Source organism: Bdellovibrionota bacterium (assembly GCA_040386775.1).
In the GTDB taxonomy this organism is placed as follows: domain Bacteria; phylum Bdellovibrionota; class Bdellovibrionia; order Bdellovibrionales; family JAEYZS01; genus JAEYZS01.
In genome coordinates this window covers 214,793-226,299 of record JAZKEU010000017.1, presented here as the reverse complement: position 1 = coordinate 226,299, position 11,507 = coordinate 214,793, and the positions used below count along the sequence as shown (strand labels likewise).

Here is an 11,507-nt window from a genome sequence, read left to right as displayed (position 1 = left end):
ACCTGGAAAGTAAAACCTGTTTAGGTACCTATTGCTCCGTACCTATTGCTCTTAGGTATCTTGAGCAAGATTCGCATTCGCCGCAGATTTTATCTCCGCCCTTGTAGCAGGGCCAAATCCAATTCAAATTCACATTGAGTTCTTTGGCGCGTTTTGCGATTTGAGTTTTATCCATGTCTGTGGTGAAACACTTTACTTTAATTTTATTGGCTGTCGAATATTCGAAAGCATCGTTTACTTTTTCTAAATAGCTTTGAGTATTATCAGGAAATGTTGCTGCCTCTTCTTTATTGAAACCCACAATAATACAATCGCCACCTAAACCTTCTGCAAAGCCCGCAGCAATATTTAAGAAGATGCCATTTCTGTTGGGTACCCAAACTGCTTTTGCAGATTCCTGCGAAGCGCTTAAGCTCTCGATTTTCACTTGGGTTGGAATTTCCATTTTTTGAGAGACAAGACTAGTATTTGTGAAATCAGAGAACCATTTGAGTTCTACGACTTTATGAGAAACTCCATGTGCTTTACATTGATTTTTGGCATTTTCAATTTCTTTTTTGGCAGCTCTTTGCCCGTAATCGAAAGTAAGACAGAGTAAAACATTTTGCTTTCCACGAGCCTTGTCTTGCAACAATGCCTCGTGGAAATTAACCGTTGAATCAAGACCACTTGAAAGCAAAACAACCGACTTCAACTTAGTGGATATCTTTCTTTGCTTTAGAAGTTGTTTTAGAAGTTACTTTCGCTTTTTTCAAAGCTTTCTTTGGTGTCGGCTTCTTTGTGGATTTCTTTGTAGCTTTAGCGTTTTTAACTGGAGCAAGTGATGGAACATCTAGCAATGCTTTGTAATTCTTTACTGTTGCTACTGGATCATTTTTTAAACCTTCTCTGATTTCTTTAGCGCGAGCAAGGATGTTATTAACGATTTCTTTTAAAGCCTCTTCCTTCACTTCGAAAGGAAGTTTCTTTTCAAGGTTTTTTACAAACTTAGTTTGTCTAGATTGAGCTAACTTTTGCTGAACTTTTTCTTGTGCTAGTTTTGAGAGAGTTGTCATGGTAATGCCTCCCGAGAGGCATTGTGACAGATGCCCCCATATGTTTAGGTACTATGTACAGGAAACGTCTTTTAAATTCAACTGTAGAGTTTTATCCCCTCTAAAATAATTCCAGCGAGCCTCAGCTATAATGTCTATGACATCATTATCAACAAGATTTCTATACAATTCAGAAGGTGAAAACACGACTGCAAGGAAAGTTTTCCCTTCTTGCTCCAAAGTAAATCTTAAATGTCCACCGTTCATATTTCTAATATTCACCACTCGAACGCCTTCAAATTTGAATGTGAGCGCTGGAAAATCCTTCCCGTAGGGCTCAAGGCCTTCACACCACTTCATAAATTGCGGAGTTAAGTCTCTAAATTTTGCTACGGAATCGTACACAATCACTTTTGCTGTGGATGGCTTATTATTTTTATCAAAGTATTCTTTTAGCAATTCATCAAACTTTAAAGCATTCTCTGCACTCAATCCAAATCCAGCGGCCTGTGCGTGCCCACCATATTTAGAAAGGGCTAGTTTACAGTTATCCAAAACTTGCGTGAGATCATATTCCATTCCATCTGGTAAACGAGAACTTCCAGAGATTTCACCCTTTTCATTAATAGATCCCACAAAAGCAGGCACTCTCAAAAGTTCTGAGAGTGCCGTAGCGACAAGGCCTATTACACCTTTATGAAATTCATGAGACCAGACCCAAACATAACCTTTTTGATCCATGGTCTCTTGAAGTTCTAAAGCTTTTAAATACGCACTCTTCTGATATTTTTTTCGGTCTTCTTGCGTTTTTAAAACATTTTCAACAATGGCCGAAGCTTTGTCCGCATTGGTCTCTAACAAAACATCTCTTGGTAAAATTTCCGCTTCCATTCTAGATAAAGCATTAAGTTTTGGCGCAAGATTGATAGCCACTTCTTGGCTTGTCAGCAACCGATCGTTCAGTGATAAAGAATGAATTAAAGATTTTAAAGCTGGTCTCTCAGTTTTTGAGAGTCTCGCCAGGCCGTGTTTTACAAGTACGCGGTTGTCTTTCACCAACGGAACTAAATCCGTAAGCGTTCCAATTACAAAAAAATCCAAAACATCTTTTAAATTAAAATTAGAATTTCCTAAGCCATTCTGAGAAAGAATTTTCTTAATTGCCATCAGAAGATAAAAACCAACTCCTGCCCCGCACAAGTATCCTAGTCCAGAAGTACAAGCCTTTTGGTTTGGATTTACAATCGTGTATGCATCCGGAAGTTCTTCGTAGGGCAAATGATGATCTGTAATAATTAAATCTATTCCACATTCTTTTGCTTTTTTAGCGGCGTCCAGGGCAGTAATTCCCACATCCACCGTCACCACAACTTGAGTTCCAGTGGCAGCAAGCTCTTCTATGATGTGCTCGTGGAGCCCGTAACCTTCAGATAATCTTTTTGGCTGGAAATATGTAAGATTCTTAAATCCAAGTTGAGTCAATCCGTCGTAGAGAAGCGCCAACCCAGATGTTCCATCCAAATCAAAATCTGCATAGATAGTGACCTTCTCTTGATTGATAAAAGCTTTCAACAGCCTTTCGCAGGCGATGTCCATATTCAGAATTAAAAAAGGATCACTTATATTTTGTAATGATGGAGAGAAAAGATTATCGACAGCTTCTTTGGTTTGAAAACCTCTCGCAAACAAACTGTTCCATAGAGGTTCCGGCATAGGTATTGGCGGCTCGGGAGGAATATTCTGATCTAATCTAGATTTCCAGTTCATATTCCCCCTGCTGAATGTTTTTAAGCCATCTTTTTTCTGTTTTGTAGCCGATCGCACAATATTACCGCAGGCGATGCTACATAAATTGTAGAGTAACTTCCTGCTACGATACCGATAGACATAGCTAATGCAAAATCTTTAATTACGCCATCCGCGAAGAAATAAAGACAAAGTACGCACGCTAGAGTTGTCGCCGAAGTTGTAATCGTACGCGCAAGCATTTCGTTCATCGCTTTATTGATAATCCAAGGGAACTGCTTGTCTGGATACAATCCTTTGTTCTCTCTAATGCGGTCAAAGATAACGATTGTATCGTTCAGTGAGTAACCAATAATAGTCAGGATCGCTGCCATAATTGTAACGTTAATTTCTTTTCCAACTAAGGCAAGAACTCCCAAAGTCACGATCGCATCATGGAATAAACAAACCACCGCTCCTGGAGCATAAACGTAGTCAAATCTTAGACCAATGTAGATCAAAATTAGAAGTAAGCTATAAAAAACGGCTAGTAATGAATTTTTCTTCAATTGGCTTCCTACTTGAGGACCAACGCTATCCACTCTTTCAACAACTGGGCCTTCGTTAGCAAAAGTAGACTTTAAGCCTTCTGTGATTTTCTTAACAGTCGCTGCTAAGAATTCATTTGATTCTTGAATGCTAGCTCTTTCTTCGTTTTGGAAACGAATTAGAAATTCACTATCAGTTCCAAACTTTAGAATCTGTGGGTCTTTGATTTCCACTTGATCCATAAAAGCTCTCACTTGAGATGTTTCTACTGGTTTATCAAACTGAACCTGTACTTCCGTTCCGCCTTTAAAATCAATTCCGTAGTTCAACCCACCGGCTGCAATGTAAATCAAGCTGGCAAGAACTGCTAAACCTGAAATCGCAACTAGAATTTTTGTGTTCTTAATGAAGTCAAATCTTCCAGAACCTGTTGTATCAAAATAATTTGTTTTTCTATTTCCCATATTTTCCTCTACCTAGATCGCAATCTTTTTAACTTTAAGTTTATAAACTAAGAATTCTGCGATTGTTCTTGTAAGGAAAACCGCTGTAAACATTGTCGTGATAATCCCAACAATTAGAGTGACTGCGAAACCACGCACTGGGCCTGTTCCGTAATACATTAGAATCGTTGATACACAGATCGTTGTTAAGTTTGAATCTAGAATTGCTGAGAAGGCCTTATCATAACCTTGCTTGATAGCTTGGTCGAGAGCTAAACCTTTTTTCAATTCTTCTTTAATTCTTTCATAAATAATAATGTTCGCATCCACTGCCATACCGATCGTTAATGCGATACCCGCTACTCCTGGAAGAGTTAGAGTTGCATCAAGAGAAGATAAAATAGCTAAAATAAATACACCGTTTAGGATCAAAGCTACATCAGCAATTACGCCAAAGCCTTTGTACCAAACTAGCATGAACAGAAGTAATAGACCGCAACCGATCATCATCGCTGTTTGTGCTTTATCAATTGAATCTTTACCTAAAGATGGACCAACAGTTCTTTCTTCAAGCTGTTCAAGTTTTGCAGGAAGAGCACCAGCTCTTAATGCCATACTGATCATCTTAGCTTCAGCCATAGATGCATCGTAGTTTCTGTTGTTCAAAGTGATTCTTGCGTTACCGCCACCGATTCTCTCAGTAACGTTAGGCGCAGAGTAAACCACGTCATCTAATACGATAGCGATTTGTCTGTTTACATATTTTTCAGTTAAGTTTGCAAACTTCGTAGCGCCTACAGCGTTGAAGTTCATGCTAACTTCTGGAGTGTTTCTTTCAGAGAAGCTGATTTGAGCACTCTTAAGATCATCACCAGTCACTGGAGCGATTGCTCCCACCAAGTGAATCACTTTTCCTGCAGCCATATTGTCCGCATTGTCTGCTTTTCCAAATAATATTTTTGTATCTTTAGGAAGTTTTCCAGCTAGGTCTTCGTTTACTTTTTTTACGTACTCAGAGTATTTAAGAGTTGAAACAGAGTAATTCCCTTTTGTCTCAGCGTCTTTAACCCATTGGTCGACTTCAGCTTGATCTTTTGTTTCTACAGTTAGGAATTCAAGTCTTGCAGTCTTATTGATCAATTCTTTTGCTTTAGTGGAATCTTCGATACCCGGCAATTGAACCAAAATACGATCTGTACCTTGAGCTGTGATTGAAGGTTCCGCTACACCGAACTCATCGATACGGTTTCTGATAGTTTCAATAGCTTGCTCTAAAGTTCTTTTTTTGAAGTCATTGAGGTAAACATCGTTATATCTCAATTCAACAAAGTTTCCTTCAGCAGAAGTCACAATCAGTTGACCCGCATAATCTTTTTCAAAGATTGCTTTTGCTTGAGCAGCTTGATCGGCTGTTTCAAATTCAAGCTTGATGTCTTGGTTATTTGGAAGAGGTTTTACATCCGAATTTTTTAAAACGATTTTTTTGTTCGTTTTAAAATCTTCTTCAACCGTTGTGATTAAACGCTTTGTACTTTCCGAAGTTACACCCGCTATATCTACTCCCAATACCAAATGAAGTCCGCCTTGGATATCCAAGCCGTAGTTCACTTTTTTACCTGGGAAATATGGAATCTTCGAAACATCTACAAAGTTTGGAAGAATATAAATTACACCCCAAAGGACAACAACTATTGCAGTTGTTACTTTTGTCCAAATCATCTTATTCATTAATTACTCCTGCTGCTTAAGCTTTTGTCTGATCATCTTTTGCAAGTCCGAGAACTTGAGATCTTAAAATTTTTAATTTCACGCCTTGATCAACTTCCAGCGTAATAAACTTCTCTGTTAATCCATGGATGGTTCCATAGATCCCACTTGAAGTGATCACTTGGTCCCCGCTTTTTAGTTGAGTCAAAACTTTCGCGTGTTCTTTTCTTTGTTTAGCTTGCGGTCTGATGATCAGAAAATAAAATACCGCGAAGATGATGAAAAATGGAAAGATGCTTTCAAGCATTGATGGCTTTTTAGCTGCTTCTTGTGCAAACGCTGCTGTCGAAACCAAAAAAGTCACGAGCGCAGTTAAAGTAAACTGGAACATTTATTCCTCCAAAGAATTGGTTAAAATCACCAATAAAGATGTCTCGTTTTCTTTGAAGAATCAATACTTTAAGAATTAGACTTAGTGAATCGCGTCAACATTGTATCGCGGTAGGTTTCCCAAGTTCCAGCCAGGATATTCTTTCGAGCATCCGCCGTGAGCTTAAGATAGAAAGTCAGGTTGTGAAGTGAGTTCAATCTCGCTCCCAAAATCTCTCCTGCAATGTAGAGATGCCTGAGGTACGCACGAGAGAAATTCTTGCAAGTATAGCAATCACATTCGGGATCAATCGGGTTTGGATCCATTTTATATTCTTCGCGCTTGATATTCATTTTTCCCTGCGATGTGTAAAGGGTACCGTTTCTTGCCACTCTTGTAGGCATGACACAGTCGAACATATCAATGCCCGCATCGATCATAAGGATTAAATCTAGCGGTGTTCCCACGCCCATAAGGTATCGAGGCTTATCTTGCGGAAGGTTTGGCGCAACTCTTGGCACTAATTTGTGCATCTCTTCGATGGGCTCACCCACGCTGAATCCGCCCAAAGCATAACCTGGAAGGTCAACGCCAGTAACCTGTTCAAGAGACTCCATGCGCGTGTCATAAATTAGACCGCCTTGAACGATACCAAAAAGTAGACTTTCAGGTCTTGTCATGGCTTCTTTGCAACGTCTCAACCAACGGATCGTGATGCCCATGGAATCTCTAATTCTTTCTAAAGATGCCGGATGTTCTGCGCAGTCATCGAAAGCCATAATGATATCTGCACCCAAATCCATTTGGATTTGCATGCTGACTTCAGGACTTAAAAAACATTTTGAACCATCGAGATGGTTTCTAAACTCCACGCCTTCTTCGGTGATTTTTCTGAGTGATGAAAGAGAAAAAACTTGGAATCCACCACTATCCGTAAGAATGGGTTTATCCCAACCCATAAACTTATGAAGACCACCCATTTCTTTGATGAGTTTTTCGCCTGGGCGTAAATGCAAGTGATAGGTATTCCCAAGAATAATTTGCGCATGAAGATCGTTAAGCTCTAGAGGAGTCAAAGATTTTACAGTAGCCTTCGTCCCCACCGGCATAAAGATCGGAGTCTCAACTACACCATGAGCCGTAACAAGTTTCCCAGCACGCGCCTGCCCAGATTTTCTTTCTAACGTAAATTTCCCAATCATCATAATCCCAAAAGGTGAGCCGCACCTTTTCCAAAGGTTTGCGTCAAATGACGCCATTCTGTGGAAAAGGTGCGGCTCACCTTTTCCAGACGGTTAGGTCTCCGTAGCTGAAAAGTTTAAATTTTTTGTCTATCGCCCACTGGTAGCACTTTTTTACGTTTTCTAGGCCTGCAAAGCTTGAAACCAGTGCTAAAAGTGTAGTTTTTGGTTGATGGAAGTTAGTTAACAAAACATCGGTCATTTGGAAATTAAAATCCTCTTTAATGAACAAATCCGTCTCACCCTCGTAGTCTCCAGTAGAATTTTTACCCACTTTCCCGAGAGCTACGGACTCTAAAGATCTCGTCACCGTCGTGCCGATGCACCAGATTTTTCCGCCTTGTTTCTTGCGATCCAGAATATTTTGGTAGGCTTTTTGAGGAACTAAAAGTTTTTCGAAATGCATTTCGTGTTTTGAGAGATCTTCGTGTTTTACGGGTAAGAATGTTCCCAATCCCACATGAAGAAGAATTTTCTCGATGGCAACACCTTTCTTTTCTAAAGTTTTTAAATCATTTTGTGTGAAGTGCAAACTCGCCGTTGGCGCTGCTTGTGAACCGATCTGATTCGCCCAAGCGGTTTGATACCAACTGTTGTCATTAGCTTGCTGATGACGCTCATTCCGAGATTTTTGTATATAAGGAGGAAGCGGAATCTCTCCAAACTGAGTAAAGTAAGATTCTTCAATATCTTTTGATAATTTTACGATTTGAGGAAGACCTTGCTGCGTGAGATCCATTTCAATTCCATTAGGCAATTGAACTTTTTCACCTTTTTTGAGACGACTTGCTGGAAAGAGGACCTTCCAAACCTGCGGTTCTAATTTTTCTATAAAAAGAATTTCGAATTCATCCTTAGAGGTTTTTCCGAAGACTCTACGCTTAGAAACTTTGGTTTCATTGATTACAAGAACATCTTTCGGGTCAAATTTTTCCAGTAGCTCTGCAACAGTAATCTCCACAGGAGTTTGTTGCTCCACCCACATCACACGAGTCGGTCTTTCAGGTTTTTGCGCGATCAGCTCTTCTGGAAAAGAGAAATCAAGATCAGATAGTTTCATTGATGAGGGTGTACACTAAATGCCCTTCGCAACGCAATGTTTCTGGCCTAGCAAGAAGACGCGCGTTACGTTTTATTATTTATCTTAAAAACGTATTAATAAGGGCAAAATACTCTTTAGGTTTATCCAGCCAAGGATAATGGCTGCATTCTTTTAGAATTTCAAGTTGTGAACCTGGAATACTTTTGTGTATTTCATTGGGAATTTCTTTTCCCAGGAAATCTTCTTCTCCATCAATAATTAAAGTGGATGCTTTGAAGTTTTTAAAAGAATTTGTTAAATCAAACTTAGCCTTACTCATACTCTCCCATACAAGCTGATTTATTTGAGGATCATAATATTCTAGATTAGATAAGCTCTTCTTGATCTCTGGCACAAATTTTTGCTGAAACACATAGAGATGTGCTGTAATTCGCAGGACCTCAAGCTTTGCCTTAATTGGATTTTTATTTCTCTGCTCTTCGCTTGTCCAGAAAAGATATTCCTTGAGTTCTTCTTTATTGAGCTTCGATTTTATATTAATGGTAGCTTGATTCATTTGTTTAAGATCAATACTTCCAGATGCCGATAATATAAGATGTCTCACCTTGTCCGGATATTTGGTCGCGTAAGCCATGGCGTACATGCCACCGAACGAGTGTCCCAAAATTGAGATTTTATTTAAACCCATATGTTTTCTTAAACTTTCTAAATCTTCCACCATCAAATTCAAAGTGATGGTTTTATTATTTAAAAGTTCAAGTTTTGATTTTCCAGTACCACGTTGATCAAACAGTATGACTTTTCTTTTTTCTGAAAGAATTTTTGCGAGATCCACAAATGTATCGCTTGATCTTCCTGGACCACCATTAATAACAATCAATGGCTCACCTTCACCGAAAATGCGATAAGCGATTTTTAAATCATTAGATTGGGCATAGTTATAATTCTTAAGATTCACATCCAATTCCTTTTTGGAAGCCATACTGCAAACCGAAAATATTATGATACAAAGAACTCGCAACAACATGGCTATTGTTTTACCAACGAATAGCTGGGAAAGTAATGCTTAAGGATTTCTTTGTAAGCCAATCCAGATTTTGCCCAGGATCTGGCGCCCCATTGGCATAAACCTACGCCGTGGCCGAAGCCTGAGCCCTTAAATAAAAATCCTTCGTTGATTTTTTGCACTTGGAATTTTGTGCTCTTTAATTTTGAATAGCCCACGAGACGGCGGAATTCTTGAGAAGAGAGTCTTTCTCTTCCGCTGAGTCCGCTCACTTCCATTTGTTGAGCTCTCTCGCTTAGAGATTCTTTAGATACTGTGAGTGTTTTTGGAATGAATGGAGTTTTTAATTTAGTTTTAAGTTCTTCAGGTGAAATTGTATATTCCCAGTTTGAATAAGGATTTGAAGGACATTTTGAATCCTTCACTGAAAACTCCACTTCCTTCTGTCCCCAAACTTGCGAAGCTTTTTCGGTCTGGCCTCCACAGTCGGCGTGGTAAACAGCTTTTACAGCAGAGCCATTAGCATCCGTCAAAATTTCATCTTTAGTTTCCTCAAGAGCTTTTTCTAAATTTTCCTTTTCCTTGGCACTGAATACATGATTATAGCGATACATCTGATCATTCACCGTAGAATCCAAGTGATATGGATTATCTTTACGAGCTACCATTTGTTTTTTTGTGAAGGATCTTGCAACCACAGCTTGAGCTTTTAAAGCTTCAAGTGGCCACACCAATGGCATCTCGTGCGGAAGAACTCCTCTTAAATAGTCTTCCATATCCAAAACTGCAATGACCTCGATGGATCCATTCCCGCCGGATTTATCTTTTCGCGGATGAAGGATCACATGATCCGGAACAGAATTAGCATTTACAGACAAATTTCGGCCTTTGATTTCCATGGGCTCTTTGATAGCACTGGCTACAAAAGTATTTGTAAGAAATAGATTTTCAAAAATTTTAATTTGAGATTGACTCGTAGTGAATAAACGCACTTTTACAATCTCTGATGCAAACACATCAGAGATTAAAATAAACGCTAATAATCCCCCCAAAAATCTCACTCATTCTCCCAATGTAACGCACGTGCGATACAAAAAGGTGCAAAGCGCACCTTTTTGATTATGGTCTTTTGCCGCTGTCTAAAAATGGTTTAATCATGTCCATTGGAAGTGGGAACACGATAACCGTTTTCCCTTCAGATGAAATTTCATTTAAAGTTTGCAAGTACGCCAATTGCAATGCCGATGGTGATCCCGCAAGAGTGTTCGATGCTTCAGCAAGACGCGAAGCTCTTTGCACTTCCCCTTCTGCTGAAATGAGTTTTGATCTTCTTTCTCTCTCTGCTTCAGCTTCTTGAGCCATTGCTCTTTGCATTTCTTTTGGTAAGTCGATGTTTTTAACTTCAACAGCAGAAACCTTCACACCCCAACCTTCAGTGTCTTGATCAAGGAGAACTTGAAGTTTGGCGTTGATCGTATCTCTGTTAGATAAAATTTCATCGAGTGGAAATTGTCCTAAGATTGATCTTAGAGTGGTTTGTGCAAGTTGGCTTGTAGCATAGTAATAATCAGCCACTTGTACGATGGCCGCTTCTGCATTTACGATTCTAAAGTAGACAATCGCATTCACCTTCATCGAAACGTTATCTTTGGTGATTACATCTTGAGGTGGAACCTCCATCGTTACCGTTCTCATATCTACTTTCATCATTTTCTCGAGGAATGGAATTAAAATGATAAGACCTGGGCCTCTCACACCAACAGAACGACCTAATCTGAAAACAATACCGCGTTCATATTCTTGCAAAATTTTAAACGCAGAAGAGAGGATCGATAAGATCACTAGTCCCGCTACAATCAATCCAATATTCATAAAATACTCCTTCGACTCCTGTTGCATCAATAGCTTGTGCTATTGGTAAGGGTCCTATTTAATTTTTTTAACTTTTAAAGTTAATCCATCAACGGCGATCACTATGATTTGATCATTAATTTTTAAGTCTTCCTGACTTGCAAACTTCCAAAGTTCTCCGTGCAATTGTACATGTCCATTTTTAGAATCTTCGAGATTTTTTACTTTTGCTTTTTTATTCAACATTTCTTCTGAACCCGTTTGCACTTTTAATTTGCGAGTTCTTAATAGCAAATAGCCGACTCCGATCATGGTACCGCCCAGTACAATGGCTGTCGGAAGAATCGTGAGTAACGGAAGCGAATATGCTGTCTGAGATGAATCAAATAAGAAAATTCCGCCGAGAACAAAGGCAATGATTCCGCCAATCCCGAGAATACCAAAGCTAGCCACAAAGATTTCGGCAATCAAGAAAGCCACACCCAAAACCATAAGTGCTAAGCCACCCCACCACACATCCATTTTGTGGAAGCTCATTA

The 11,507-nt window shown here is 39.3% G+C and carries 12 protein-coding genes; all 12 read right to left on the bottom strand.

What is annotated here, in order from left to right; all coding sequences use genetic code 11:
• Positions 1–28 precede the first annotated feature (28 nt).
• On the bottom strand, positions 29–694 hold the full coding sequence (gene queC / locus V4596_11235; GenBank protein MES2769706.1) for a 7-cyano-7-deazaguanine synthase QueC: 666 nt from the start codon (positions 692–694) through the stop codon (positions 29–31).
• A 1-nt stretch (position 695) separates the two neighbouring features.
• Positions 696–1,055 (bottom strand): hypothetical protein, encoded by a 360-nt coding sequence (locus tag V4596_11230; GenBank protein MES2769705.1) that lies wholly within the window; start codon positions 1,053–1,055, stop codon positions 696–698.
• A 51-nt stretch (positions 1,056–1,106) separates the two neighbouring features.
• A complete protein-coding gene (gene recJ / locus V4596_11225; protein ID MES2769704.1) occupies positions 1,107–2,801 on the bottom strand; it encodes a single-stranded-DNA-specific exonuclease RecJ in 1,695 nt (564 codons plus the stop codon).
• Positions 2,802–2,821: 20 nt separating this feature from the next.
• A complete protein-coding gene (secF, locus tag V4596_11220) occupies positions 2,822–3,772 on the bottom strand; it encodes a protein translocase subunit SecF (protein ID MES2769703.1) in 951 nt (316 codons plus the stop codon).
• 12 nt (positions 3,773–3,784) lie between these two features.
• Complete coding sequence (gene secD, locus V4596_11215) at positions 3,785–5,479, bottom strand: protein translocase subunit SecD (protein ID MES2769702.1); 1,695 nt, start codon at positions 5,477–5,479, stop codon at positions 3,785–3,787.
• Between the two features lie 16 nt (positions 5,480–5,495).
• On the bottom strand, positions 5,496–5,849 hold the full coding sequence (gene yajC / locus V4596_11210; GenBank protein ID MES2769701.1) for a preprotein translocase subunit YajC: 354 nt from the start codon (positions 5,847–5,849) through the stop codon (positions 5,496–5,498).
• A 68-nt stretch (positions 5,850–5,917) separates the two neighbouring features.
• A complete protein-coding gene (gene tgt / locus V4596_11205) occupies positions 5,918–7,033 on the bottom strand; it encodes a tRNA guanosine(34) transglycosylase Tgt (protein MES2769700.1) in 1,116 nt (371 codons plus the stop codon).
• Between the two features lie 73 nt (positions 7,034–7,106).
• Complete coding sequence (queA, locus tag V4596_11200) at positions 7,107–8,129, bottom strand: tRNA preQ1(34) S-adenosylmethionine ribosyltransferase-isomerase QueA (GenBank protein ID MES2769699.1); 1,023 nt, start codon at positions 8,127–8,129, stop codon at positions 7,107–7,109.
• Between the two features lie 79 nt (positions 8,130–8,208).
• Complete coding sequence (locus V4596_11195) at positions 8,209–9,093, bottom strand: alpha/beta fold hydrolase (protein MES2769698.1); 885 nt, start codon at positions 9,091–9,093, stop codon at positions 8,209–8,211.
• 47 nt (positions 9,094–9,140) lie between these two features.
• Entirely contained in the window at positions 9,141–10,178 is a 1,038-nt protein-coding gene (locus V4596_11190; protein MES2769697.1) for a SpoIID/LytB domain-containing protein, read from the bottom strand.
• Between the two features lie 58 nt (positions 10,179–10,236).
• Positions 10,237–10,989, bottom strand: coding sequence for a slipin family protein (locus V4596_11185; GenBank protein ID MES2769696.1), 753 nt, complete (start codon positions 10,987–10,989; stop codon positions 10,237–10,239).
• Between the two features lie 54 nt (positions 10,990–11,043).
• On the bottom strand, positions 11,044–11,507 hold a 464-nt coding region (locus V4596_11180; GenBank protein ID MES2769695.1), incomplete at its 5' end, for an NfeD family protein.

Bases quoted from the DNA above. Each gene is read 5' to 3' on its own strand.
- V4596_11195 (MES2769698.1), bottom strand. From the start codon at position 9,093: ATGGCTTCCAAAAAGGAATTGGATGTGAATCTTAAGAATTATAACTAT.
- tgt (MES2769700.1), bottom strand. From the start codon at position 7,033: ATGATGATTGGGAAATTTACGTTAGAAAGAAAATCTGGGCAGGCGCGT.
- V4596_11230 (MES2769705.1), bottom strand. From the start codon at position 1,055: ATGACAACTCTCTCAAAACTAGCACAAGAAAAAGTTCAGCAAAAGTTA.
- secD (MES2769702.1), bottom strand. From the start codon at position 5,479: ATGAATAAGATGATTTGGACAAAAGTAACAACTGCAATAGTTGTTGTC.
- recJ (MES2769704.1), bottom strand. From the start codon at position 2,801: ATGAACTGGAAATCTAGATTAGATCAGAATATTCCTCCCGAGCCGCCA.
- queA (MES2769699.1), bottom strand. From the start codon at position 8,129: ATGAAACTATCTGATCTTGATTTCTCTTTTCCAGAAGAGCTGATCGCG.
- secF (MES2769703.1), bottom strand. From the start codon at position 3,772: ATGGGAAATAGAAAAACAAATTATTTTGATACAACAGGTTCTGGAAGA.
- V4596_11185 (MES2769696.1), bottom strand. From the start codon at position 10,989: ATGAATATTGGATTGATTGTAGCGGGACTAGTGATCTTATCGATCCTC.
- yajC (MES2769701.1), bottom strand. From the start codon at position 5,849: ATGTTCCAGTTTACTTTAACTGCGCTCGTGACTTTTTTGGTTTCGACA.